General features: G+C 71.4%; 20 protein-coding genes. 13 read left to right on the plus strand and 7 right to left on the minus strand.

The genetic code is table 11. The features are described 5' to 3' along the window. The first annotated feature begins 41 nt into the window (after positions 1-41). A complete protein-coding gene (locus FR742_RS14160) occupies positions 42-1,211 on the plus strand; it encodes a uroporphyrinogen-III synthase (protein WP_148031400.1) in 1,170 nt (389 codons plus the stop codon). Further along, on the plus strand, positions 1,208-1,909 hold the full coding sequence (locus FR742_RS14165) for a sirohydrochlorin chelatase (RefSeq protein ID WP_148031401.1): 702 nt from the start codon (positions 1,208-1,210) through the stop codon (positions 1,907-1,909). The genes FR742_RS14160 and FR742_RS14165 overlap by 4 nt, the downstream gene beginning before the upstream one ends. Before the next feature lie 178 nt (positions 1,910-2,087). On the opposite strand, the gene FR742_RS14170 is transcribed toward FR742_RS14165, so the two are convergent. After that, on the minus strand, positions 2,088-2,636 hold the full coding sequence (locus FR742_RS14170; RefSeq protein WP_148031402.1) for a TetR/AcrR family transcriptional regulator: 549 nt from the start codon (positions 2,634-2,636) through the stop codon (positions 2,088-2,090). A 162-nt stretch (positions 2,637-2,798) separates the two neighbouring features. Further along, a complete protein-coding gene (locus FR742_RS14175) occupies positions 2,799-3,653 on the minus strand; it encodes a PAC2 family protein (RefSeq protein WP_148031403.1) in 855 nt (284 codons plus the stop codon). Positions 3,654-3,961: 308 nt separating this feature from the next. Here FR742_RS14175 and metH point away from each other — a divergent pair, with 308 nt between their 5' ends. From metH to FR742_RS14215, 8 genes are all read left to right on the plus strand, one after another. Beyond that, entirely contained in the window at positions 3,962-7,426 is a 3,465-nt protein-coding gene (gene metH / locus FR742_RS14180; RefSeq protein WP_148031404.1) for a methionine synthase, read from the plus strand. Between the two features lie 26 nt (positions 7,427-7,452). Continuing rightward, positions 7,453-8,097, plus strand: a complete 645-nt coding sequence (locus FR742_RS14185) for an HAD family phosphatase (protein ID WP_148031405.1) — start codon at positions 7,453-7,455, stop codon at positions 8,095-8,097. Between the two features lie 182 nt (positions 8,098-8,279). Then, positions 8,280-8,780, plus strand: coding sequence for a cellulose synthase (locus FR742_RS14190; RefSeq protein ID WP_148031406.1), 501 nt, complete (start codon positions 8,280-8,282; stop codon positions 8,778-8,780). Between the two features lie 228 nt (positions 8,781-9,008). Continuing rightward, entirely contained in the window at positions 9,009-10,001 is a 993-nt protein-coding gene (locus FR742_RS14195) for an ABC transporter permease (protein ID WP_148031407.1), read from the plus strand. Positions 10,002-10,046: 45 nt separating this feature from the next. After that, positions 10,047-11,813, plus strand: coding sequence for an ABC transporter substrate-binding protein (locus FR742_RS14200; RefSeq protein ID WP_187281138.1), 1,767 nt, complete (start codon positions 10,047-10,049; stop codon positions 11,811-11,813). An 84-nt stretch (positions 11,814-11,897) separates the two neighbouring features. Further along, positions 11,898-12,911 carry an ABC transporter permease gene (locus tag FR742_RS14205; protein ID WP_148031408.1) on the plus strand — a complete coding sequence of 338 codons (1,014 nt, stop codon included), beginning with the start codon at positions 11,898-11,900 and terminating at the stop codon, positions 12,909-12,911. Next, the gene (locus FR742_RS14210) at positions 12,908-13,933 is read left to right on the plus strand and encodes an ABC transporter ATP-binding protein (RefSeq protein ID WP_148031409.1); all 1,026 of its coding nucleotides are present in this window, start codon (positions 12,908-12,910) and stop codon (positions 13,931-13,933) included. The genes FR742_RS14205 and FR742_RS14210 overlap by 4 nt, the downstream gene beginning before the upstream one ends. 32 nt (positions 13,934-13,965) lie before the next feature. After that, the gene (locus FR742_RS14215; RefSeq protein WP_148034541.1) at positions 13,966-14,961 is read left to right on the plus strand and encodes an ABC transporter ATP-binding protein; all 996 of its coding nucleotides are present in this window, start codon (positions 13,966-13,968) and stop codon (positions 14,959-14,961) included. Positions 14,962-14,988: 27 nt separating this feature from the next. Here FR742_RS14215 and FR742_RS14220 read toward each other — a convergent pair whose 3' ends face one another. Genes FR742_RS14220 through FR742_RS14230 form a run of 3 tightly spaced genes read right to left on the minus strand, consistent with a single transcriptional unit; the run spans position 14,989 to position 17,772 of the window. After that, positions 14,989-15,681: a response regulator transcription factor gene (locus FR742_RS14220; protein ID WP_148031410.1), complete on the minus strand. Its 693-nt coding sequence runs from the start codon at positions 15,679-15,681 to the stop codon at positions 14,989-14,991. Beyond that, positions 15,678-16,853, minus strand: coding sequence for a sensor histidine kinase (locus FR742_RS14225; protein WP_148031411.1), 1,176 nt, complete (start codon positions 16,851-16,853; stop codon positions 15,678-15,680). Before FR742_RS14225 ends, FR742_RS14220 begins: the two co-directional genes overlap by 4 nt. Positions 16,854-16,911: 58 nt before the next feature. Then, positions 16,912-17,772, minus strand: a complete 861-nt coding sequence (locus tag FR742_RS14230; protein ID WP_148031412.1) for a RecB family exonuclease — start codon at positions 17,770-17,772, stop codon at positions 16,912-16,914. Positions 17,773-17,997: 225 nt separating this feature from the next. Between FR742_RS14230 and FR742_RS14235 the strand changes: the two genes are divergently transcribed. Together FR742_RS14235 and FR742_RS14240 are read left to right on the plus strand one after the other, a co-directional pair. Then, positions 17,998-19,092, plus strand: coding sequence for a site-2 protease family protein (locus tag FR742_RS14235; RefSeq protein WP_187281139.1), 1,095 nt, complete (start codon positions 17,998-18,000; stop codon positions 19,090-19,092). A 294-nt stretch (positions 19,093-19,386) separates the two neighbouring features. Beyond that, entirely contained in the window at positions 19,387-20,832 is a 1,446-nt protein-coding gene (locus FR742_RS14240; protein ID WP_148031414.1) for an FHA domain-containing protein, read from the plus strand. A 1,399-nt stretch (positions 20,833-22,231) separates the two neighbouring features. Here the strand turns inward: FR742_RS14240 and FR742_RS14245 are convergent. Continuing rightward, complete coding sequence (locus tag FR742_RS14245; protein WP_148031415.1) at positions 22,232-22,783, minus strand: hypothetical protein; 552 nt, start codon at positions 22,781-22,783, stop codon at positions 22,232-22,234. 96 nt (positions 22,784-22,879) lie between these two features. After that, positions 22,880-23,986 (minus strand): GNAT family N-acetyltransferase, encoded by a 1,107-nt coding sequence (locus tag FR742_RS14250; protein ID WP_148031416.1) that lies wholly within the window; start codon positions 23,984-23,986, stop codon positions 22,880-22,882. Positions 23,987-24,041: 55 nt separating this feature from the next. Between FR742_RS14250 and FR742_RS14255 the strand changes: the two genes are divergently transcribed. Beyond that, positions 24,042-24,893, plus strand: a complete 852-nt coding sequence (locus FR742_RS14255; RefSeq protein WP_148031417.1) for a tRNA (adenine-N1)-methyltransferase — start codon at positions 24,042-24,044, stop codon at positions 24,891-24,893. Positions 24,894-25,079 lie beyond the last annotated feature (186 nt).

The raw sequence follows: 25,079 nt of genomic DNA on the forward strand, positions 1-25,079 counted from the left end.
GGGGCCCGGCCGGGTGTCCCGATCCACGACGAGGTTCTCGCATGAGCGGGTCATCCATCGGGGACGCCGTCCTTTCGCCCGAGACGGCGCCCGACGCGCTGGCGGGCTTCACCGTCGGCGTCACGGCCACCCGCCGGCGCGAGGAGTTCGGGGCGCTGCTCGAACGGCGCGGCGCCCGCGTGCTGAGCGCCCCCGCCATCAGGCTCGTCCCGCTCGCCGAGGACGCCGACCTGCTCGCCGCCACCCGGCGGAGCCTGGAGAGGCCCGTCGACGACGTGGTCGTCACCACCGGCGTCGGCTTCCGCGGCTGGATGGCCGCGGCGGAGGGCTGGGGCCTCTCCTCCGACCTGGGCGACCACCTCGCCGGGGCACGCCTGCTCACCCGCGGGCCCAAGGCCAGAGGCGCGGTCCGCGCCGCCGGGCTCAACGACCACTGGACCCCCGCCACCGAATCCTGCGCCGAGGTCAAGGACTACCTGCTCGCCCAGGACCTGCGCGGCCGCCGCATCGCCGTCCAGCAGCACGGCGAGCCGCTCACCGACTTCGTCGCCGACCTGCGCGAGGCCGGCGCCGAGGTGATCGTGATCCCCGTCTACCGGTGGCTGCCGTACCGCGACCCGTCGCCGCTGCGGCGCCTGATCACCCAGACGGTCTCGGGCTCCGTCGACGCCGTCGCCTTCACCAGCGCGCCCGCCGTGCACGCCATGCTCAACGCCGCCCGCGCGGAGGGGGCCGAGGACGCCCTGCTGGCCGCGTTCGCCGGCCCGGTCGTGGCGGCCTGCGTCGGCCCGGTCACCGCGGGCCCGCTCGCCGACCGCGGCGTGCCCACCCTGCAGCCCGACCGGGCCCGGCTCGGCGCGCTCGCCCGCGTCCTGGCCCGCCACCTGCCCGCCCAGTCCGTCACCCGGCTCGAAGCAGGCGGGCACCGCCTGGAGATCCGCGGCCACGCCGTGGTCGTCGACGGCGAGCTGCGGCCGCTGCCGCCCGCGCCGATGGCCGTGCTCAAGCGCCTGGCCGACAAGCCCGGCCACGTCGTCTCCCGCGCCGACCTGCGCACCGTCCTGCCCGGCAGCGCCGTCAGGGACTCGGCCGAGCACGCGGTCGAGATGGCCGTCACCCGCCTGCGCCGCGCGCTCGGGCCGGCCGGGATCGTCGAGACCGTGGTCAAGCGCGGCTACCGGCTCGCCTGCCGGTACGAGGGCGCGCGGTGACCCCGACGCTCGTCCTGGCCGCTCACGGCACCCGCAGCGAGGAGGGGGAGCGCACCCTGTCCGCGCTGGCCGGAGCCGTCCGCGCGGCCCGGCCCCGCCGCCGCGTCGAGCTCGCGTACCTGGAGATCAGCGCGCCGCTGCTGCGTGACGTGCTGCCGGCCGTCCCCGGGCCGGTGGTCGTGGTCCCGCTGCTGCTCGCCGGCGGTTACCACGTGCACGTCGACCTGCCCGCGGTGCTCGCCGAGCACCGGCCAGGCGCCCTCGTCGCCCCGCCGCTCGGCCCGCACCGGCTGCTGACCGCCACGCTCGCCCGCCGGCTCAACAGGGCCGGGCTGCGCGCCACGGACGCGGTCGTGCTGGGCGCGGCCGGGTCCTCCGACCCGTCCGCGCTGGCCGGCGTGCGCGCCGCCGCCCACCAGCTCGCCGTCCGCCTGTCCCGCCCGGTCACCGCCGCCTTCGTCTCCTCCGGCTCGCCGGGGCTGGCGGAGACGATGGAACGGCTCCGCTCCGGCCCGGCGGCCCGGGTGGCGCTCGCCTCCTACCTGCTGGCGCCCGGCTTCTTCCACGCCCGCCTGGCGGCCGCGGGCGCCGACCTCGTCACCCCGCCGCTGGGCGCCGACCCCGACGTGGCCGCCCTGGTCTGGCACCGCCACGACCAGGCCCTGCGCCACCACACGGCCACCTCGGCAGCCGGCTGACACCCCACCGCCGTGCGGCCTCCCCGCATCCCCGGGCGGCCTCCCCGCATCCCCGTGCGGCCTTCGTGCACCGCCGGGCGGTCTCCCCGCACCGCCGGGCAGCCTCCGCGCGGCGGCCTGTGGCTCTGGCCGCGTCCGGAGGACGGCCCCGGGGGTCCGCTCAGCCCGTTTTCCAGTCTCACCGGGGTTCCAGCCGTAGTTCGCGGACGATCTCCTCGGCGGCGGTTTCGCGTGACGGTCCGGCGTCGGCGCCGACGAAGAGCTCGACGAAGGCGTGGCGGAGGCAGCCGGCGAGCAGGAGCCGGGCGCTGGCCTCCGGGTCGACCTCCGCGGCCACCCGCCCGAGCAGCCGTTCCTCCCGCAGGTACGAGGCGAGCGGGGTCACCTCGGCGGGCGGTCCCAGCCCGTTCGCCTTGAGCGCGTGCCGGAAGCGCACGGTGACCGCGGGGGAGGAGAACACCGGCAGCGCGGCCGACTGCACGTCCGCGTAGTAGCCGATGCCGGCCCGCGCCACCACGACGAGGTTGTCGCGCACCTGACCCCGGCCCGCGCGGTGCTCCAGGTCGCGCAGGACGCCCAGCCAGAGGGGGAGACGGTCCTGGAGCAGGGCCAGGAAGTGGGTCACCTGACCGCCGGGCCCGTCCTCACGCAGGGGCGCGGCCATCTGCAGGACCAGACGCCTGGTGTCCTGGCTGGTCAGGTGCGGGCTTCCGGACGGAATCGCCATGATCGGCCTCACGTGGACGGTCAGCGGAAACCCGATTATGAACCGGCGTACGGAAAAAGTCCGGCGTTTAGGTTTTTGGCCGCAAATGTCCGCCGGCGTCCAAGGCGCCCATGGCCTCGGCCGCGGCCGATCGGCGATCGGCGGGGAAGCGAACGCCGGACGTCAGCCGTCGGTGTCGCGGTCGCGGCGCCTCAGGTAGCGCTCGAACTCGGCCGCGATCGCGTCGCCGCTCGCCTCGGGCAGCTCCGCCGCGTCCTTGCGCTCCTCCAGCTCCTTGACGTATTCGGCCACCTCGCTGTCCTGCGAGGCCAGCTCGTCGACGCCGTGCTCCCACGCCCGGGCCTCCTCGTCGAGGTCGCCCAGCGGCATCGGGATCTCCAGCACGTCCTCCAACCGGCGCAGCAGCGCCAGCGTGGCCTTCGGGTTGGGCGGCTGGGCCACGTAGTGAGGCACCGACGCCCACAGCGTGACGGCGCTCAGGCCGGCGCGGCCGAACGCGTGCTGCAGGACGCCGACGATGCCCGTCGGGCCCTCGTAGCGGCTCAGCTCCAGGTTGATCGAGCGCGCCAGGCCGTCGTCGGTGGCCGAGCCGAGGACCGGCACCGGACGGGTGTGCGGCGAGTCGTTGAGCAGCGCGCCCAGCATGACGGCCATGTCGACGCCCAGCTCCCGGCAGACGTCGATGATGTCGGCGCAGAACGACCGCCAGCGCATGTTGGGCTCGATGCCGCGCAGCAGCACCACGTCGCGCTCGCTGCCCGGCGGCCGGGCCCGCAGCAGCCTCGTCGTCGGCCAGATGATCGACCGGGTCAGCCCGTCGCCCATCTCCACGACGGGGCGGGTGACCTGGAAGTCGTAGTAGTCGTCAGGGTCCAGCTCGGCCAGCGGCTCGGCCTTCCAGGCGGACTCGAGATGGGCGATCACACCGCTCGAGGCCTCGCCCGCGTCGTTCCACCCTTCGAACGCGGCAATGAGCACCGGGTCGACGAGCTCGGGGAGCCCTTCGAGCTCGATCACGTGTCGCCTCCTGTCTGCACCATCGCGCTAAGCCTATGCGGTGAGGAGGTACTCCTGTCACGTGGTAAGCGCGATCAGTGGCTCCCGCCGTACAGGCTGTGATGGAACGCCAGGTCAGGCGAGGGACGGGGCGGAGCGGCGTACGCTGCGAGCTGAGCCCGCGGGCCCTGCCGGAGGACGGTTCTTCGCCGCCTTGTCCTGGTGTGTCCCCTTCCGGAGGGGAGGGCGTCGCACCAGGCGCTGGACGTGCGAGGCGGGGCCCGGCGGGCGGGGGATCCCGGTGTGGCGCAGCCGATAAGCTGGAGCGCATGAGCATCGCCCGGTCATTTCGAGAAGTGCTGTCCCAGCGAGTCGTCGTCGCCGACGGCGCCATGGGAACGATGCTCCAGGCCCACGACCCGACCCTCGATGACTTCCAGGGCCACGAGGGCTGCAACGAGGTGCTCAACGTCACCCGCCCCGACATCGTCGCGGGCGTCCACGACGCCTACTTCGCCGTCGGCGTCGACTGCGTGGAGACCAACACCTTCGGCGCCAACCTCGCCGCGCTCGGCGAGTACGACATCGGCGACCGCGTCTACGAATACTCCGAGGCCGGCGCCAGGATCGCCAGGGAGCGCGCCGACCACTGGTCCACGCCCGACCGGCCGCGTTTCGTGCTCGGCTCGATGGGGCCGGGCACGAAGCTGCCCACGCTCGGCCACCTGCCGTTCGCCGTCCTGCGCGACGCCTACCGCGACAACGCGGCCGGCCTGATCGCCGGCGGCGCCGACGCGCTCATCGTCGAGACCTCCCAGGACCTGCTGCAGGTCAAGGCCGCCGTGCTCGGCGCGAAGCGGGCGATCGACGCGGCCGGGCGCGACGTGCCGATCATCGCCCAGGTGACGATCGAGACCAACGGCGCCATGCTGCTCGGCTCCGAGATCGGCGCCGCCCTCACCGCGATCGAGCCGCTCGGCGTCGACGTGATCGGCCTCAACTGCGCCACCGGCCCCGCCGAGATGAGCGAGCACCTGCGCTACCTCGCCCGCCACTCGCGGCTGCGGCTGTCGTGCATGCCCAACGCCGGCCTGCCCGTGCTCACCTCCGACGGCGCCTACTACCCGCTGAGTGCCGAGGAGCTGACGACCGCCCACGAGACCTTCGTCCGCGACTACGGCCTGTCCATCGTCGGCGGCTGCTGCGGCACCACCCCGGAGCACCTGCGCCAGGTGGTCGAGCGGGTGCACGGCCGGGAGGTCGTCCGCCGCCGCCCGCACCCCGAGCCCGGCGTCTCCTCCCTCTACCAGACGATCCCGTTCCGCCAGGACACCTCCTTCCTGGCCATCGGCGAGCGGTGCAACACCAACGGCTCCAGGGCCTTCCGCGAGGCCATGCTGGAAGGCCGCTGGGACGACTGCGTGGAGACGGCCCGCGACCAGGCGCGCGGCGGCGCCCACATGCTCGACCTGTGCGTCGACTACGTGGGCCGCGACGGCGTGGCCGACATGAAGGAGCTGGCGTTCCGGCTGGCCACCGCCTCCACCCTGCCGATCATGCTCGACTCGACCGAGCCGGAGGTGCTGCGCGCCGGGCTGGAGATGCTCGGCGGCCGCGCCGCGGTCAACTCCGTCAACTACGAGGACGGCACCGGCCCCGACTCCCGCTTCCAGCGGATCATGCGGCTGGTGCGCGAGCACGGCGCCGCCGTGGTGGCGCTCACCATCGACGAGGAGGGCCAGGCCCGCACCGCCGACCACAAGGTGCGGGTGGCCAGCCGCCTCGTCGACGACCTGACGGGCAACTGGGGCATGCGGGTCGACGACATCATCGTCGACTGCCTCACCTTCCCCATCGCCACCGGCCAGGAGGAGACCAGGCGCGACGGCCTGGAGACCATCGAGGCCATCCGTGAGCTCAAGCGCCGCTACCCCGGCGTGCAGACCACGCTCGGCGTCTCCAACATCAGCTTCGGCCTCAACCCGGCCGCCCGCATGGTGCTCAACTCGGTCTTCCTCAACGAGTGCGTCAACGCCGGCCTCGACTCCGCCATCGTCCACGCGTCCAAGATCGTGCCGATGGCGCGCATCCCCGACGAGCAGCGCCAGGTCGCCCTCGACATGGTCTACGACCGGCGGCGCGAGGGCTACGACCCGCTGCAGCGGTTCATGGACCTGTTCGAGGGCGTCGACGCGGCGGCCCTGCGCGCAGGCAAGGCCGAGGAGCTGGCCGCGCTGCCGCTGTGGGAGCGGCTCAAGCGGCGCATCATCGACGGCGAGCGCAAGGGTCTGGAGACCGACCTCGACGACGCGCTGACCCAGCGGCCCGCCCTGGAGATCATCAACGACGTGCTGCTCGACGGCATGAAGACGGTCGGCGAGCTGTTCGGCTCCGGCCAGATGCAGCTGCCGTTCGTGCTGCAGTCGGCCGAGGTGATGAAGGCCGCCGTCGCACAGCTGGAGCCGCACATGGAGCGGGTCGAGGGCGAGACGAAGGGCCGCATCGTGCTGGCCACCGTCAAGGGCGACGTGCACGACATCGGCAAGAACCTCGTCGACATCATCCTGTCCAACAACGGCTACGAGGTCGTCAACCTCGGCATCAAGCAGCCCGTCTCGGCCATCCTGGAGGCCGCCGACGAGCAGAAGGCCGACGTCATCGGCATGTCCGGCCTGCTGGTCAAGTCGACCGTGGTCATGAAGGAGAACCTGGAGGAGCTCAACTCCAGGGGCCTGGCCGAGAAGTACCCCGTGCTGCTCGGCGGCGCCGCGCTCACCCGCGCCTACGTCGAGCAGGACCTCGCCGAGCTGTTCGCGGGCGAGGTCCGCTACGCCCGCGACGCCTTCGAGGGCCTGCGCCTGATGGACGCCATCATGGCGGTCAAGCGCGGCGTGGCGGGCGCCCAGCTGCCGCCGCTGCGCCAGCGGCGGGTCAAGACCGGCGCCAAGCTCGACCGCACCCCCGTCGAGGAGCTGCCGTCCCGCTCCGACGTGGCCGCCGACAACCCGGTGCCGAAGCCGCCGTTCCACGGCGACCGCATCGTCAAGGGCATCCCGCTGGCCGACTACGCGGCCTTCCTCGACGAGCGGGCGCTGTTCCTCGGCCAGTGGGGGCTCAAGCCGACCAGGGGCGGCGACGGCCCCGGCTACGAGGAGCTGGTCGAGGCCGAGGGCCGGCCGAGGCTGCGCATGTGGCTGGAGCGGCTGCAGACCGAGGGCCTGCTGGAGGCGGCCGTCGTCTACGGCTACTTCCCGTGCGTCAGCGACGGCGACTCGCTGATCATCCTCGACGAGTCGGGCGGCGAGCGCACCCGCTTCACGTTCCCGCGCCAGCGCCGCGACCGCCACCTGTGCCTGTCCGACTTCTTCCGGGGCAAGGACTCGGGGGAGACCGACGTGGTCGGCCTGCAGGTCGTCACCATGGGCAGCAAGATCTCCCAGGCCACGGCCGAGCTGTTCGCCAAGGACGCCTACCGCGACTACCTGGAGCTCCACGGCCTGTCGGTGCAGCTCACCGAGGCGCTGGCCGAATACTGGCACGCCCGCACCCGGTCGGAGTGGGGCATCGGCGGCGACGAGTCGCTCGACGACATGCTCAAGGTCAACATCCAGGGCTGCCGCTACTCGTTCGGCTACCCCGCCTGCCCCAACCTCGAGGACCAGGTGCAGCTGTTCCAGCTGCTCGACCCGGAGCGCATCGGGGTCACGCTGTCGGAGGAGTTCCAGCTCCACCCGGAGCAGGCCACCTCCGCCCTCGTCGCGCACCATCCCGAGGCCAAATACTTCAACGTCTGACGGTCCGTCGGTCCCAGGGAGCACGGGTGGAAGCGGTTTTCTTCGACATGGACGGCCTCCTGGTCGACACCGAGACGGTGTGGCTGGAGGTCGAGACCGAGGTGATGGAGCAGCTCGGCGCCCAGTGGACCCCCGGGCACCAGGCCCACCTCGTCGGCGGCTCCATGGAGCGCACCGTCGACTACATGCTGGCCGTGTCGGAGTCGACGGTGCCCGCGTGGACGGTCCGGGAGTGGATGGCGACCGGCATGGTGGCCCGCCTGGCGGGCGGCGTGCGGGTCATGCCGGGCGCCTCCGAGCTGCTCGACGCGCTGCGTGACGAAGGGGTGCCGGTGGCGCTGGTGACCGCCTCGCTCAAGGAGATCGCGGACGCGGTGCTGAAGGAAGTGGGGCGCGACCGGTTCGACGCCGTCGTCACCGCCGACGACGTCCTCCGCACCAAACCCGACCCGGAGCCCTATCTGACGGCGGCCCAGCTGCTGGGCGTGGAGCCGGTGCGCTGCGTGGTGCTGGAGGACTCGCCCAACGGGGTGGCCGCGGCGACGGCCGCGGGCTGCGCGGTGGTCGCGGTGCCCAGCCTGCTGCCGGTGGAGCCGGCGCCGGGCCGCTTGGTGGTCTCCTCTCTCGCGGAGGTCGGCCCCTCCGACCTGCGCGCCCTCCTGGCCGCCTGACGCCCTCACGCTCCCGTACGGGCGCGAGAAGGCGCACGGGTGAGCCCTCGGGGACGAACCCGGAGATCCCGTAGGCCGGGAGCCGGGTCCCCCTAAGGGATCGGTGGTTCTCCCGGAGGAGGGGCAGACGCCGGATCGCGTGCCAGGATGGAGAGAAACGCGCATACCGAGGGGTGTCCCGAATGGGTTTCGAACAGATCGCATGGTTCCCGCTCTGCATCGGCCTGACCGCCGCGGGGCTGGTGCTGAGCTTCCTGGCGTTCCGGCGCAGGGGAGCGGCCTCGGGGCTGCGGATGCTCGCCTGGGCGCTGCTGCCGCTGGCCGCCTACCTGACCGACGCCCTGCGCGCGATCTGGACCATCGGCTCCACCGCCGTGGGGTTCGTGGCCAACCTGGTGTTCAACCCGGTGGTGTGGTCGGGCGTGGCCGTGGCCGGACTCTCGGTGGTGCTGTTCGTCGTCTCCGGCGTGCTGCGCGGCCGTAAGCTCCGCAAGGCCGAGGCCGGGGCGCCCGCCGCCGCAGAGGCCCCGGCGAAGACCTCTGCGAAGACCCCCGCCCAGGCGCCCGCCGCAGGCCGGCCACAGGCGGCCGCCAAGCCCGCCGTCGAGAACAAGAAGGCCTCGAAGGGCGATGACGATTTCTCGGACATCGAGGATCTTCTCCGGCGACGTGGCATCAGCTAGATCCGCGTATGTCACGGATCTGAGACGCAACCAGGACTGGCCGTGGACAATCCCACCAAGATCGATACGAATGCGTTTCGCGTCAATCACAGTTGAGCCACATAGCGGTCTGAGGGGCTAGTCAGCGCAGCTCAGGCCATACATTCTGCCTCCTGAAGGTCGCGACGAAGCGGTCTGAAAGACGAAACTCCAGACAACGTCGTCTGAGAATTCAGGGGGCTATCCGGCATGACCGCACCGCTCGACGTTTCCGGTGCTTCGGCGCAGGTGCCGCCGGAGCCCACGCTTTCCGGAGCGGACAGAGCCGTCCAGGGCCGGTCCCTCACCCGGATCGCCTGGATGCGGCTGCGGCGCGACAAGATCGCGCTCGCCGGCGGCATCACCGTGCTCCTGCTGATCCTCATGGCGATCTTCGCCACGCCCATCATCAACCTGTTCGGTCAGGACCCCCTGGAGTTCAACCAGGACGCGATCGACCCGAACACCCTGCTGCCCCTGGGCGCCTACGGCGGCATGGGCGCCGAGCACCTGCTCGGCGTCGAGCCGGTCAACGGCCGCGACATCTTCAGCCGGATCGTCGCCGGGGCCGGCATCTCGCTGCTGATCGGCTTCCTGGCCACGATCGTGTCGGTGCTGATCGGCACCGTCATGGGCGTCATCGCCGGCTACTTCGGCGGCTGGGTCGACCAGATCATCGGCCGCATCATGGACGTGTTCCTGGCCTTCCCGCTGCTCGTCTTCGCGATCGCGCTGGTCGGCGTCATGCCGAGCGAGGGGTTCGGGCTGGAGGGCAACGGGCTGCGGATCGCCATGCTGATCTTCATCATCGGCTTCTTCAGCTGGCCCAGCATCGGGCGCATCGTCCGCGGCCAGACGCTCTCGCTGCGCGAGCGCGAGTTCGTCGACGCCGCCAGGAGCCTGGGCGCACGCAACGGCTACATCCTGTTCCGGGAGATCCTGCCCAACCTGATGGCGCCGATCCTGGTCTACGCGACCCTGCTCATCCCGGCCAACATCCTGTTCGAGGCCGCGCTGTCCTTCCTCGGCGTCGGCGTCAACCCGCCCACCCCCACGTGGGGCGGCATGCTCTCCGAAGCGGTGCGCTTCTACACGCTGCCGCACTTCGTGATCTTCCCGGGTCTGGCGATCTTCATCACCGTTCTCGCGTTCAACCTGTTCGGCGACGGGTTGAGGGACGCCTTCGACCCGCGAGCGCACTGACCTTCGCCCATGCTCCATCCCCATCTCCACTAACAAGGGGTATCAATGAGAAGGAAATCCGCACTGGCAGCGGCCGCGACAGCGGCCCTCGCCCTGGTGCTCTCCGCCTGCGGCGGCGGAGGGGGCGGTACGCAGCAGCAGCCGGCCCAGTCGGCCTCCGGCGCCGCCGCGCAACCCGTGGCCGACGCCGCCCTGACCCAGGTCTACAACCCTTCGACCAAGAAGGGCGGTACCCTCAAGGCCGCGCACTCCGGCGACTGGGACAGCCTCGACCCGGCCGACACCTACTACGGCTACTCGTTCAACTTCGGCCGGCTCTACTGGCGGACGCTGACGATGTACAAGCCGGGCCCCGGCCCCGAGGGCAACACCGTCATCCCCGACCTCGCCGAGGGACTCGGCGAGCCGAGCGACGACGGCAAGAGCTGGACGTACAAGATCAAGCAGGGCGTCAAGTTCGAGGACGGTACCCCGATCACGTCCAAGGACGTCGCCTACGCGGTCGCGCGCTCCTTCGACAAGGAGACCTTCCCGCACGGCCCGTCGTACCTCAACGAGCTGCTCGACTGGCCGGAGGACTACAAGGGCGTCTACAAGACCCCGGACGCGGACTACAGCTCCGCCATTGAGACCCCCGACGACCAGACCATCGTCTTCAAGCTGAAGAAGCCGTTCGCGTCGATGGACTACGTCGTCCAGATGCCGATGACGGCCCCGGTTCCGAAGGACAAGGACACCGGCGCGAAGTACCGGGAGAAGGTCGTCTCCTCCGGTCCGTACAAGTTCGAGACCAACGAGACCGGCAAGCGCTTCGCCCTGGTCCGCAACGACCAGTGGGACCCGGCGACCGACCCGAACCGGCCCGCGCTGCCCGACCGCATCGAGGTCCAGCTCAACGTCAACGCCGACGACCTCGACAACCAGCTCATCGCCGGTGACATCCACCTGGACATCCCCGGCACCGGTCTCCAGCCCGCCGCCCTCGGCAAGGTCCTCCCGGACCCGGCGCTGAAGGCGCGCACGGACAACCCGGTCATCCCCCGGCTCTGGTACGTCTCCGTGATCCCGGAGGCTCCGCCGCTGGACAACGTCGAGTGCCGCAAGGCCGTCATGTGGGCCGCCGACCGCGTCGCCAACCAGACCGCCTACGGAGGCCCCGTCGCCGGTGGCGACATCGCGACCAACGTCATGCCGCCGCCCGTCGTCGGCCAGGAGAAGTTCGACCTCTACCAGACTCCCGAGAACAAGGGCGACCTGGAGAAGGCCAAGCAGGCCCTGACCGCCTGCGGCCACCCGGACGGCTTCGAGACCACCATGACCTACCGCGCCGAGCGCCCGCGTGAGAAGGCGCTGGCCGAGGCGATGCAGCAGGCTCTGGCCAAGGTCAACATCAAGCTCACGCTGAAGGGCTTCCCGGCCTCCAGCTACTTCTCCGACTACGCCGGCAACGTCGAGTACCAGAAGAAGAACAAGATCGGCCTGGCCGGTCACGGCTGGGGTTCCGACTGGCCCGACGGCTACGGCTTCATGCAGGCCATCGTCGACAGCCGTACCATCCGCGACGCCGGCAACTACAACCTGAGCGTCAAGAGCGACAAGGTCGACGGCCTGATCGACCAGGCCTCGGCCGAGCTCGACGCGACGGCCCGCGGCAAGCTGTGGGTCGACGTCGACAAGGCGGTCATGGAGGACGCCTCCATCCTGCCGGTGGTCTGGGCCAAGGCTCTGCTCCTGCGCGGCGAGGGCGTGACGAACATCGCCTACAACGAGGGCCAGAGCATGTACGACTACATCCTGCTCGGCGTCGAGTAGCAGGCGAGGCACGGGGATCTAGCGAAGGCAGGTGAAGGCAGGGATGGCCTGCCCGGCGACGGGCAGGCCATCCGGCCGCCAGCGGTGGTCACATACATCATCAGACGATTCATCGGCGCGATCGCCATGTTGATCATCATCAGCATGGTCACCTTCGGCATCTTCTTCGTGGTGCCGCAGTGGGCCGGGTCGACCCCGGAGTCGCTGGCCTCGCGCTACGTCGGCCGCGCGGCCACGGAACAGACGGTGGCCCTGGTCGCCGAGCGGCTGGGCTTCAACGATCCCGTGATCGTGCAGTACGGCCGGTTCGTCAAGGGCATCTTCGTCGGCACCGAGTACGACTACGGCGCGGGCGTGGAACAGTGCCCGGCGCCCTGCTTCGGCTACTCCTTCATCTCCGGCCAGCCCGTCTGGCCGGACCTGCTCGACCGGATGCCGGTGACGTTCTCCCTAGCCATCGGCGCCGCGTTCCTCTGGGTGGTCGCCGGCGTCTCCGTCGGCGTCATCTCAGCGCTGCGGCGCGGGACCCTGTTCGACCGCCTGTCCATGGGCACCGCCCTGGCAGGCGTGTCGCTGCCCATCTTCTTCACCGGCATGGTCACGCTGGTCGTCTTCTCCTACGGCCTCGGCTGGACACCGCCGGGCGGCTCGTGGACGGACTTCACCGAGAATCCGGCGCAGTGGGCCTACAATCTGCTGCTGCCGTGGATCACGCTCGCGTTCCTGTTCGCCGCCACCTACGCGCGGCTCACCCGGGCGGGCATGCTGGAGACCATGGGTGAGGACTACATCCGCACAGCCAGGGCCAAGGGCCTGCGCGAGCGGGACGTGGTGGTCAAACACGGCCTGAGAGCCGCGCTCACCCCGATCCTGACCCTCTTCGGCATCGACTTCGGCCTGCTGATCGGCGGCGCCGTCCTCACCGAGACCACCTATACTCTGCCCGGCCTCGGTCAGTTCGCCATCCTGGCCATCAGAAACCAGGACCTGCCGCAGGTCATGGGAGTCGTCCTGTTCGCGGCCTGCTTCGTGGTCGTCGCGAGCCTGGTCGTCGACCTGCTCTACGCCTGGGTCGACCCGAGGGTGAGGTTGTCGTGAGCTTTCTTGACGTCAAGGACCTGAAGGTCCATTTCCCCACCGACGACGGCCTCGTCAGGTCGGTCGACGGCCTCAGCTTCTCCCTCGAACGCGGCCGTACCCTCGGCATCGTCGGCGAGTCAGGCTCCGGCAAGAGCGTGACCAGCCTCAGCATCCTCGGCCTGCACAAGGGCGGCCGGGCGCGGATCTCCGGCGAGATCTGGCTCGACGACGAGGAACTCGTCGCCATGTCCGCCGAGCAGGTACGCCGCCTGCGGGGCAAGAAGATGGCGATGATCTTCCAGGATCCGCTGTCGTCGATGCACCCGTACTACAGCGTCGGCCACCAGATCATCGAGGCCTACCGGATCCACCACGACGTCAGCAAGCAGGTCGCCCGCAAGCACGCCATCGACCTGCTCGGCCGCGTCGGCATCCCGGAGCCGGCCAGACGCGTCGACAGCTACCCGCACGAGTTCTCCGGCGGCATGCGCCAGCGCGCGATGATCGCCATGGCGCTCTCCTGCGACCCCGAGCTGCTCATCGCCGACGAGCCGACCACCGCGCTCGACGTGACCGTGCAGGCGCAGATCCTCGATCTGATGCGCGACCTGCAGCGCGAGTTCAACTCCGCGCTCATCATCATCACGCACGACCTCGGCGTGGTGGCCGAGCTGTCCGACGACATCCTCGTCATGTACGCGGGCAAATGCGTCGAGTACGGCAAGGCCGACGACATCTTCTACCAGCCCGAGCACCCCTACACCTGGGGGCTGCTCGGCTCGATGCCCCGGCTCGACCGCGAGCCGACCGAACGGCTGCTGCCGATCAAGGGCTCCCCGCCGTCCCTCATCAACGTGCCGCCGGGCTGCGCCTTCCACCCCCGCTGCCCGTACGCCGAGCGCACCGAGGGGCGCGCGTCCACCGAGGTCCCCGACCTGGCCCCGACCGAGCGCGGCCACCTGGTGCGCTGTCACATGCCCAGGACGGAACGGCGGGCGCTGTGGGAGAACGAGATCAAGCCAGTCCTGGAGACCCAGTGAGCGAGAACGAGCCGCTTCTTTCCGTGCACAACATGGAGAAGCACTTCCCTGTGACCGCGGGCCTGTTCAGAAGGCAGGTCGGCGCCGTCAAGGCGGTCGACGGGATCAGTTTCGAGGTGTTCAAGGGCGAGACCCTCGGCCTGGTGGGCGAGTCCGGCTGCGGCAAGTCCACCACCGGGCGGCTGGTCACCCGCCTCCTGGAGCCCACCGGCGGCAAGGTGGTCTTCGAGGGCCAGGACATCACCCACCTGAGCCAGGGCAAGCTCCGGCCGCTCCGCCGCGACATGCAGATGATCTTCCAGGATCCGTACTCGTCGCTCAACCCCCGGCACACGGTCGGCGCCATCGTCGGCGCGCCCTTCCGCATCCAGGGCATCAAGACCGAGCAGGGCACCAAGAAGGCCGTCCAGGACATCCTGGAGCTGGTCGGGCTCAACCCCGAGCACTACAACCGCTACCCGCACGAGTTCTCCGGCGGCCAGCGCCAGCGCATCGGCATCGCCCGCACGCTCGCGCTCAAGCCCAAGCTGATCATCGCCGACGAGCCCGTCTCCGCCCTCGACGTGTCCATCCAGGCCCAGGTGGTCAACCTGCTGGAGGACCTGCAGAGCGAGCTCGACCTCACCTACGTGGTCATCGCCCACGACCTGTCGGTGGTGCGGCACATCAGCGACCGGGTCGCGGTCATGTACCTCGGCAAGATCGTCGAGATCGCCGACCGCAAGAGCCTGTACGCGACGCCCATGCACCCCTACACCAACGCGCTGCTGTCGGCGGTGCCGGTGCCCGACCCGAAGGCGCGCAGGGACCGCGAGCGCATCCGCCTCACCGGCGACGTGCCCAGCCCGCTCAACCCGCCGCCCGCCTGCCGCTTCCACACCCGCTGCTGGAAGGCGCAGGAGATCTGCAAGAAGGTCGAGCCGCCGCTGGAGAAGCTGGCCGACGGCCACCAGGTGGCCTGCCACTTCCCGGAGAACGCCCCGGTCGCCACCGCGGGAGCCGCCGCGGACGACACCGCCCAGGCCTGATCGCCTGATCGCCGCCCCGGGCGTCCGCTACGACAGGGCGCCCGGGGTGATCAGCCCCGTCTCGTAGGCCAGCACCACCGCCTGGACGCGGTCGCGCAGCCCCAGCTTCGTCAGCACGTTGCCGACGTGGGTCTTGACCGTCGTCTCGCTGACCACCAGCTTGGCCGCGATCTCCGCGTTGGACATGCCTTTGGCGATCAGCCGCAGCACCTCCAGCTCCCGCTCGGTCAGCCGGTCGAGCCGCGCGGGCGCGGGCTGCTCGTGAGCCGCCGGCAGCCGGGCCGCGAACCGGTCGAGCAGCCTGCGCGTGACGCTCGGCGCCACGATCGCGTCGCCCGCCGCCACCACCCGGATCGCCTGCACCAGCTCGTCCGGCGGCACGTCCTTCAGCAGGAACCCCGACGCCCCCGACCGCAGCGCCTCCACGATGTACTCGTCCAGGTCGAAGGTCGTCAGCACCAGCACCTTCGGCACGTGCGCCGACGGCACCGCCCGGGGCGCGTCGCGGACGATCCGGCGGGTCGCCTCGATCCCGTCGACCCCCGGCATGCGGATGTCCATCAGCACCACGTCCGGCAGCAGCGCCCTAGTCTGCTCCTGCGCGGCCTTGCCGTCGCCCGCCTGACCGACCACCGTGATGTCGGGCTCTGCCTCGAGGATCAGGCGGAAACCGGTGCGCAGCAGCGGCTGGTCGTCCACCAGCAGCACCCTGATCGTCATGATCCGTCCTTCAACGGGAACCTCGCCCGCACCTCGAAACCGCCCCCCGATTTCGGGCCGATGTTCAGAATTCCACCACAGAGGGCCACCCGCTCGCGAATTCCGACCAGACCGTGACCCGCCTCCTCCGGCCGCGCCGCCTCGCCGCGCCCGTCGTCCACCACCCGCACGTCCAGCTCGCACCGTCCGTGACGCACGGTCACCACCGCCTTCGCGCCCGGCCCCGCGTGGCGCAGGCTGTTGGTCAGCGCCTCCTGGACCGTGCGGTAGGCGGCCAGGTCGACGCCCGCCGGCAGCGGGACCGCCTCGCCCTCGACCGACAGCCGCGCCGGCAGGCCCGCCTCCGTCATCTGCTCCACCAGCGCGGGCAGATCGCGCACCCCCGGCTGCGGCCCGAGCTCCACGCCCGCGTCGGTGCGCAGCACGCCCACGATGTCGCGCATCTCGGACATCGCCAGCCGGCCGGTGTGCTCGATCGCGGTCAGCGCCTCCCGCGCCACGTCGGGATCCGACGCCAGCACCTTGCGCGCCGCGGCCGCCTGCACCGTCATCACCGACACGTGATGCGCCACCACGTCGTGCAGCTCCCTGGCGATCCTGGAGCGCTCCTCCGCCCGCGCCGCCCGCGTGTCGGCCGCGTGCGCCCGCTCCAGCCGCGCCGCCCGGTCCTTCAGCTCCTCCAGGTACGCCCTGCGCAGCCGCATGCTCCGGCCCGTGCCCCAGACCGCCACCAGCACCACGGCCATCATCAGATGGTCGCTCCAGTGGGCCGTGCGGACCGGCCCGGCCGCCGCCCCCACCGAGTAGACCGCCAGCGACACCAGCAGCCCGCCCAGCGCCGCCGCCAGCCCTCGGTTGGCGGCCACCGAATAGAGCATCACCAGCGCCCCCACCCCGGCGAGGCCGTAGCCGTAGCCGAAGGCCGCCAGCAGGGTCTCGGGCACCAGGCTCGCGCACAGCCCCGCCAGCGGCCAGCGCCTGCGCGCCGCCACCGGAGCGCAGCTCGACAGCACCAGGAAGGCGCCCAGGGAGTCGGGGCCGCGCAGCCCGTCGACCACCAGCCCCTGCGCCTCCAGCCGGCCGACGTTCTCGGTCAGGAACAGCGACAGCGACACCACGGCCGCCAGCACCGCCAGGACCGAGTCATGGAACGTCGTTCGGTCTGCGCGCACCGCTTCACTGTAAGCCCAGGTGAGCCGGGGCTCCTCCTCCTGCAGGAGGAGAAGGCGGCTACAGCTCGTCGGTGGCGGCGCGGCGGCTGCCGCGCACCGTGTCGCCCGGCTGCCGGTCGGGCACCGGCGGGGGAGTGCCGCCGAACTCGGGGCACAACGCCTGGTGATCGCACCAGTCGCACAGCCGGCTGCGCCGCGCCCGCCACTCGCCGGTGTCGAGCGCCCGCGCGATCGCCTTCCACAGCGCCTTGACCTTGCGCTCGGTGGCCAGCAGATCGGCCTCGTCGGGCGCGTACCGCAGCACCTCGCCCCGGCCGCCCAGATAGACCAGCTGCAGCAGCCGCGGCACCTCGCGGCGCAGGCGCCACAGCACCAGCGCGTAGAACTTCATCTGGAACAGCGCCTTGGCCTCGAACTCCGGCCCCGGGGCGCTGCCCGTCTTGTAGTCGACCACCCGGACCTCGCCGGTCGGCGCGACGTCCAGCCGGTCGACGTAGCCCCGCAGCATCAGCCCGCCGTCGAGCACCGCCTCCACGTAGAGCTCGCGCTCGGCCGGCTCCAGCCGGGTGGGATCCTCCAGCGTGAAGTAGCGCTCCAGCATCTCGCGCGCCTGGGCCAGCCACGCCGCCTGCTCGCCGTCTCCGGTGAACATCTCCGCCAGCTGCGGGTCCTCCTCCAGCAGCCGCAGCCACTGCGGCTCCAGCAGCTCCAGGGCGGCGCGTACCGAACGCTCCGGCGCTGGCAGGTCGTAGAGCCGCTCCAGCACCGCGTGCACGACCGTGCCGCGCACCGCCGCCTGCGACGGCTTCTCCGGCAACTGGTCGACCACCCGGAAGCGATAGAGCAGCGGGCAGGTCATGAAGTCGCCCGCCCGGGACGGGGAGAGGGCTCCGATGATCTCCGGCTCGGTCAACGTCATGACCCGCACTCTAGGCCACCCCTCCGACACAATGCCCCGGCACAAAAGGGACACGCGCGTCCTGGATCACCCTGCGCGGCGCGTAGCATCAAGGCAGGCACAGCCCGTGGCCGAGGGCGCTTTCGACGGCGCGTTCGACGGCTCTGACGGCATGTGGACGGCGCTTGGACGGCAAGGAGTGCGGTGAGCGAGCAGAGCCCGCGACAGGAATCCTCCGGAATTCTGATGGGAAAGCCGTTCGGCATCCCGGTCTACGTGTCGTGGACGTGGTTCATCGTCGCGGCCTTCATCACCTGGCTCTTCGGTGACACCTTCCGCTACATGATCCCCGGCGTCAGCGCCGCCGGGGCCTACGGCGTCGCGTTCGCCTTCGCGGTGCTGCTGTACGTGTCGGTGCTGCTGCACGAGCTGGCCCACAGCGTCCTGGCCAAGTGGTACGGCCTGCCCGTCCGCCGCATCACCCTCTACCTGCTCGGCGGCGTCTCCGAGATCGAGAAGGAGCCGCCGACCCCCGGCAAGGAGTTCATGGTCGCCGCCGCCGGGCCCGCGCTCTCCCTCGGCCTGGCCGGCGTCGGCTGGCTGGCCGACGTCTTCCTGGTCGAAGGCGACGGGATCCCGCAGGTGCTCATCTGGCAGCTCTGGGTGGCCAACCTCATCGTCGGCGTCTTCAACCTGCTGCCCGGCCTGCCGCTCGACGGCGGCCGGATGCTCCGCGCGGGAATCTGGAAGATCGCCCGCGACCCCGGCACCGGCACCGTCGCCGCGGCCTGGGGCGGCCGGATCCTCGCCGCGTTGCTCGTCGCCGCCCCCTTCGCGCTGGCGACGGCCACCGGGCAGGAGATCGACTTCCGCGACCTCATCTGGCCGCTCGTGCTGGCCTCCTTCATCTGGATGGGCGCCTCCCAGTCGCTGCGCGCGGCCCGCATCCGCGCCCGCATCCCCCAGGTCAACGCCCGCACCCTGGCCCGCAGGGCGATCCCCGTCACGGCCGAGACGCCGCTCGCCGAGGCGCTGCGCCGGGCCTCGGAGGAGCACGCCGGCGCGCTCGTCGTGGTCGACCACGACGGCCGCCCGCTCGCCATCGTCAACGAGTCGGCCGTGCAGGCGACGCCCGAGCACCGGCGCCCCTGGGTGAACGTCGGCTCCATGGCCAAGTCCCTGGAGCCGTCCCTGGTCCTCGCCGCCGACCTGGTGGGTGAGCCGCTCATCGAAGCCATGCGCGAAACCCCCGCGGGCGAGTACCTCCTCGTCGAGCGGGGCGGCGAGATCTACGGCGTGCTGTCCACCGCCGACGTCAACCGGGTCTTCACCGGCGTCTGATTTGTCCCACTCGAATAAGCGGCCGGCCACGACTAGTGTCTTTCCCGGTGATCTAGCCGGCCCTGCGATTCGAAGGCACGACGTCTGGCCCGATAGTGTGCTGTTTGGCCAAACTTGCACAGTTGACGGGTTCACCGCGTCCCACGGTTCACCGAATCGAGACGCGACGCGGCCCTGTTGCCTGGGTATGCGTATGGCTGGTGGCCAGCACGGTGATGCGCGCACCACGGCATCGCCTGCTTCCGGGAAGGACAGTTGAGTGACCGAGCGCAGCACGGTCATGTGGGAGGACTCATGACGGACCAGGGCTTCGGGACGGTGCGGCCGCTTCCCGGCAACGGGCTCGTCGCGTACGAGAGCGGCCTGCTCCTGGTGTGCGACGTCGACGAGGACTCCGGCACCCGCCTGATCGACGCGCTGCGCCAGACGGCCGCATCCGGGGGCGACGGCAGGGCGCTCGCGCGGCGCGCAGCCCAGGTGCTCGCCGCCACCATGACCAGCGACCCCGGCACCTGCGCGGTCGCCGGCCGCGTCGGCGACGGCGTGGCCGTCCTGGTCAGCGGCGCCGCCTCCGCCCACGTCACCGGCCCGGCCGGCGAGACGCGCCTGTCCGGCAGCGACTCGCTCACCTGGGCCGACCGGCTCATCGGCGGCCCCGTCGAACGCGTCGAGCTGGTCCTGCCCGGCGCCGGCCGCCCCCACCCCGCCGTCCGCTTCGAGAGCGGCGTCGTCCACGGCGGCGGCATCGTCGGCGAGCTCACCGCCCAGAGCCCGGCTCCCTCCAGGCCGCTCACCAGCGAGATGCCCAACACGGCGCTCCACTTCGAGCCCGACCTGATGCCGCGACAGGAGCCGCCCGCGCCCGCCCAGGCGCCGCCCTACCCCATGTCGGGCACCGACCAGCCGCCGCCGCTCCCTCCCCAGCCGCCCTCCGGCCCGCAGCCGCAGCCCCACTCCCAGCCGCAGATGGGCCCGCCGGTCATCGACCAGCCGCCCGCCAGGCCCGAGCCGGCGCCGTTCCCCTCCTACGACGAGCCCGCGCCCGCCGCGCCGTCCTCCGGCAACGGCACCATGCCGGAGTACGAACAGCAGCCCGCCCCCATGGGCCCGCCCCCGCAGGACCACTACGACCCGGGCCCGCCCCTCATGGGCCCGCCCCAGGACCTGCAGCCGCCGATGGGCCCGCCCCACGACCTGCACCCGCCCATGGGCCCGCCGTCGCAGGAGCAGCAGGCCGCGCCCGTCCAGGAGCAGGACCACGGCGACCGGCCGCTCGTCTACGGCGTCGACTGCAAGAACGACCACTTCAACGACCCGCGCGCGCCCTACTGCGCGGTGTGCGGCATCGCGCTCGTGCAGCGCGCGCTCGTCCCCTACAAGGGCCCGCGCCCCGCGCTGGGCGTCCTCGTCCTCGACGACGGCACCGCCCTGCCGCTGGAGACCGACTACCTGCTGGGCCGCGATCCCGAGCGGGCGCCCGAGGTCGCCGGCGGCAGCGCCCGCCCGGCCAAGGTGACCAGCCCCGACGGGTCGGTCTCCCGCCGCCACCTGCGCGTGGCGCTCGACGGCTGGGACGTCAACCTGGTCGACCTCGGCTCGGTCAACGGCACCCAGATCCAGCCGCCCGGCGACCCCAACTTCTACGACATCCCGCCCAACGAGCCCGTCACCATCGCCCCCGGCACCACCGTCCGCGTCGGCGTCTCCCGCACCCTCCGCTTCGAACCCCACCGCGGCTGACACCCCACCCCCGCGCCTTCCCCGAAGGCGCGGGCATCCATCGACGCCCAGCCCCTCTCAGGCTGGACCACGTCGACGTCCTCCCCGTACACAACCCCTTCACCATACGGACCTAGTCACCGTACGGACGCAGACCGCGGATAGCCTCAGCCTCCCGCCCGACCCTCGCCGTCCCCATCGGCCCTGGGGTCCCACCGGACTTGGCGCCCCGTACGACGGTGTGTACGGCCCTCACGCCCCGTACACACCGTTGGCTGACGAGCCGCAGATCGCCGGGATCGGGCCGACCGCTCCCGCCGCGACTTGCCCTTCAAGCCCCAATCAGCCCTATCGCCCTGCGGTCTCAGCCTCTCGAACGGACCTCTCCGTCCTAGTCCGCCCTTGTGTCCCACTCTGCGGCCCGTAAACGCCGTGCTGACGGGCAGCTGGTCGCCGGGATCGGGCCGACAGGCTTCGCCCCGACTGCCCCTTGAGTCCCAAGCGGCCCGATCGCCTTAGTGGGCTCACCACCCCGAACCGGCCCCTGCCCCAAAGGGCTTTGCCGCCGTAGTCGTCCTGCCGCAAGGAGTCCTGGCGCGCAATCGACCCTCCGATCCTCCAGGCGCCGCACTTGTCCTGCCCTAAGGGGCCTCTCTCGCCGCAATCGGCCCTCCGGCCCCAGGCGGGTCCTCATGCCGTAAGCGGCCCTTCGGCCCAAAACGGTCCTTACGCCGCAGCCGGCCCTGGGTCCGAATCTGGCCCTTTCCGCTTCCTCTCGTGTGGTGCCGCTGCGCTCGGTGCGTGCCGTGCCGCAGGCTCCGTGCCGCGCCCTCTTTATCCGCCTAACAGCGCACGGGGAGTCGGATGTTCCCGCCGACGCGGGGGTGCCGGTCTCCCGCGGTGGTTCCCACCAACTGCCTGTCCGGGGAGGGCCCGGGTCCGTACGGTGCGTTTGCCACCCCTCGGCCTAAGGGCCCTTGCCGCCGCACTCGTCCTGCCCCAAGGGGCCTCTCTCGCCGCAATCGGCCCTCCGACCCCAAACGGCCCTCATGCCGCAGCCGGCCCTGGGTCCGAATCCGGCCCTTTCCGCTTTCGTACGGTGCGACTGCGCTCCGTGCCGTGCATATGCGTGCCGTGCCATGCCGTGCCGCAGGCTCCGTGCTGAGCCTTCTCTCTATCCACCTGTCATCGCACGGGGGGCGCGGATGTTCCCGCCGACGCTGGGGACTTCCGGGGTGCCGGTCTTCCCGCGTATCCAACTGCCTGTCTGCGAAGGGCGCGAGTCCGTACGGGAGTTTGCCGTCCCCGCGCTGCCTTGACGGGTCGGGGCGCTCGGGCGCTGCGACTGGAGGGCCGGTGTTCCGTCCGCAGCCGGATGCGTACGAGGGGATCCCGCTGGGTGACGCCAGACTCCGTACGGTCAGCGGGGGTCAGGCCGGGGGGAGAGGCGGCGGGGGGCCGGGAGGCAGGGTTTGGGGGAGAGGGGGAGGGATTGGACGCCGCGGAGCAGCCGCGCCGCGGCCTCCAGGCCGTTGGACGCCTCCAGCGCCCGCCCCGCCGCGATCGCGAAGCGGCCGAGGAGGTGCTCGTCGCGGTCGTCGAAGGCCCGCCCCGCCGCCCAGAGGAACGCGTGGTCGCAGGTGACCGTGGCCAGCGGCGTCGCCAGGAACCCCGGTGTCCCCACCGACCTGTCGCAGGCCAGCAGCACCGGCCCGCGCGACACCGCCAGCTCCTTCAGCACCCCGCACTCCGCGAGCCAGAGCCGGACCCGCAGCGGGTCTCCCGGCGGCACGTGGGTGACCACGGCACACGCCTCCTCCCGGAGCGGGTCCACCCGCACGAAACCGGCATAACCCACCCGGACGACGGCGGCGGCGGCCCGGGCCAGGCTGTCCATCAGCCGGGACGACTCCAGGCAGGTGAAGGAGGAGACCAGCTCACGCATGGCGACTTCGGCACGGTCGAGCGGCATCGCGGCACTCCCTCGACAGGGTCGCGCAGCCCGATCACGCGACACTCAGGGGCGGTGACCCGGAGTATCACCCCGCACGGGCCCCTTGGCCATACCTCAAGAGGAAATCTGTCTTCCCGGGCGCAGCCGCAGCCACGAGACCTCGTCCGTACGGCTCCCGTCAGGCTGCGGGAAGAACTCCGGCCGCACCCCCTCACGCACGAACCCGGCACGTTCGAGCACCGCCTGCGACTCCAGGTTGGCCGCGTCGGTCCCGGCCACCAGCCGGTGCAGCGACGTGTGCGCGAACGCCCAGTCGGACAGCAGCCGCACCGCCCGCGTCATCAGCCCCCTGCCGCGGAACTCCGGCAGCAGCGAGTAGCCGATCATGCCCTGGCCGAACGCCGGCATGCTGTGCAGGAGCTGCAGGTGACCGGCGAACGCCCCGCTGACGGAGTCCCTGACCGCCAGCTCGATCCGCTGCCCCGACAGCCACAGGTAGCCCGTGGCCCGGCAGCGCCGCTCGTCCTCCTCCAGCGAACTGCCCGGCCCCACGTTGTATCGGGACACGCTCGGCTCGCCCAGCATCCGGTGGAAGTCGGCGGCGTCCTCCACCACCATCCGCGTCAGCCGCACCACCCCGTCGCCCAGCTCGCCGCCCTCGAAGAACGGCAGCGCCTGCTCCACCGGCTCGCCGCCGTCGCGGGCGATCCTGGCGAACGACACCAGGTCCACCCGCCGGCCGTCGCGCAGCGCCTTCGCGTCGCGCCGCCGCCCCTCCTCGGTGAACCCGGCGCGGTAGGCGGCCCGCAGGGACGGGAGGTTCTCCACCTCGGTCTCCAGCTCGACCCGCTCCACCCCGTGGTCGAGCAGCCACTCCGTCAGCCCGCGCGCCACCGCCCCGGCCACGCCCCGCCCGCGCGCCCACGGCGCCACCACGAGCTCCACCGTCGCCGACCCGTACGGGGTGAGCGGCGTCACCCCCGCCGAGCCGGCGTAACGCCCCTCCTCGGTGATCGAGAACTCCGCTCCGCCCGACTCCCACACGGTCTTGGCCCGGCGCACGTGCTCGTGCGCGTCCTCCATCGTGTACGGGGACGAGATCAGCGGCAGATAGCGGGCCGTCAGCGAATCGTCGCAGGTGGCACGTATCGCCGCCGCGTCCTCGTCCACCGGGGCGCGCAGCACCAGGGGGCCGACGGCGATCACTTCACGCGGGAGCATCCCTCATAGATATCGCGCGTCAGGAGCCCGCCGAAAGCCCTATAACCTTGCCGCCATGGGTTTCCGCAGGCATGGGCCGTTCCGGCCCGGGGATCAGGTGCAGCTCACCGACCCCAAGAACAAGCGCCACACCATCACGCTCAAGGAGGACGGCGTCTTCCACACCCACAAGGGCGCCATCCCGCACAGTGAGCTGATCGGGCAGCCCGAGGGCTCCGTGGTGCGCTCCTCCGGCGGCACCCAGTATCTCGCCTTCCGCCACCTGCTGCAGGACTACACGCTCGCCATGCCGCGCGGCGCCGCCGTCATCTACCCCAAGGACGCCTCCATGATCGTCGGCATGGCCGACGTCTTCCCGGGCGCGCGGGTGATCGAGGCGGGCGTCGGCTCCGGCGCCCTGACCTGCTTCCTGCTGCGCGCGGTCGGCCCGGAAGGGCACGTGACCTCGTACGAGCGCCGCCAGGAGTTCGCCGACGTGGCCGCCAAGAACGTGGAGAAGTTCTACGGCGGCCCGATGGACGACAACTGGCGGCTCGTCGTCGGCGACCTCGTCTCGTCCATTGACGAGTCCGACGTCGACCGGGTGATCCTGGACATGCTCGCCCCTTGGGAGTGCGTCGACGCCGCCGCCAAGGCGCTCACCCCCGGAGGCGTCATCTGCTGTTATGTGGCCACCACCACCCAGATGTCCAAGACGGTCGAGGCCATTCGCGATCACGGGAGTTTCACCGAGCCCCACGCGTGGGAGACCCTGGTTCGCGACTGGCATGTCGAAGGACTCGCCGTGCGGCCCGATCACCGGATGATCGGCCACACCGGGTTCCTCGTCTCCGCCAGGCGCATGGCCGACGGCGTGACCCCGCCGCCGCGCCGCCGGAGACCGAAGGGAACCACCGAAGAACTATGACAATTTGGCCACGAGGCTGCGCCGATGCGTGACACGGGAACAGATCACCGTGTTCATATGCTGGGAGTATTAAACACCCCATTGGGGATTATTCACCGAATACAGATAGTCACTGTACGAACACTGCCCGGCCAGGTTACGGAGGGGCCCGAGATAGGTAAGGTCCTTAGTAGTCGCCCTCGACTG

The sequence above is a fragment of the Nonomuraea sp. C10 genome, assembly GCF_008017515.1.
In the GTDB taxonomy this organism is placed as follows: Bacteria; Actinomycetota; Actinomycetes; order Streptosporangiales; family Streptosporangiaceae; genus Nonomuraea; species Nonomuraea ferruginea.

Bases quoted from the DNA above. Each gene is read 5' to 3' on its own strand.
- FR742_RS14160 (WP_148031400.1), top strand. From the start codon at position 42: ATGAGCGGGTCATCCATCGGGGACGCCGTCCTTTCGCCCGAGACGGCG.
- FR742_RS14170 (WP_148031402.1), bottom strand. From the start codon at position 2,636: ATGGCGATTCCGTCCGGAAGCCCGCACCTGACCAGCCAGGACACCAGG.
- metH (WP_148031404.1), top strand. From the start codon at position 3,962: ATGAGCATCGCCCGGTCATTTCGAGAAGTGCTGTCCCAGCGAGTCGTC.
- FR742_RS14190 (WP_148031406.1), top strand. From the start codon at position 8,280: ATGGGTTTCGAACAGATCGCATGGTTCCCGCTCTGCATCGGCCTGACC.
- FR742_RS14195 (WP_148031407.1), top strand. From the start codon at position 9,009: ATGACCGCACCGCTCGACGTTTCCGGTGCTTCGGCGCAGGTGCCGCCG.
- FR742_RS14200 (WP_187281138.1), top strand. From the start codon at position 10,047: ATGAGAAGGAAATCCGCACTGGCAGCGGCCGCGACAGCGGCCCTCGCC.
- FR742_RS14215 (WP_148034541.1), top strand. From the start codon at position 13,966: ATGGAGAAGCACTTCCCTGTGACCGCGGGCCTGTTCAGAAGGCAGGTC.
- FR742_RS14220 (WP_148031410.1), bottom strand. From the start codon at position 15,681: ATGACGATCAGGGTGCTGCTGGTGGACGACCAGCCGCTGCTGCGCACC.
- FR742_RS14230 (WP_148031412.1), bottom strand. From the start codon at position 17,772: ATGACGTTGACCGAGCCGGAGATCATCGGAGCCCTCTCCCCGTCCCGG.
- FR742_RS14235 (WP_187281139.1), top strand. From the start codon at position 17,998: ATGGGAAAGCCGTTCGGCATCCCGGTCTACGTGTCGTGGACGTGGTTC.
- FR742_RS14240 (WP_148031414.1), top strand. From the start codon at position 19,387: ATGACGGACCAGGGCTTCGGGACGGTGCGGCCGCTTCCCGGCAACGGG.
- FR742_RS14245 (WP_148031415.1), bottom strand. From the start codon at position 22,783: ATGCCGCTCGACCGTGCCGAAGTCGCCATGCGTGAGCTGGTCTCCTCC.
- FR742_RS14250 (WP_148031416.1), bottom strand. From the start codon at position 23,986: ATGCTCCCGCGTGAAGTGATCGCCGTCGGCCCCCTGGTGCTGCGCGCC.
- FR742_RS14255 (WP_148031417.1), top strand. From the start codon at position 24,042: ATGGGTTTCCGCAGGCATGGGCCGTTCCGGCCCGGGGATCAGGTGCAG.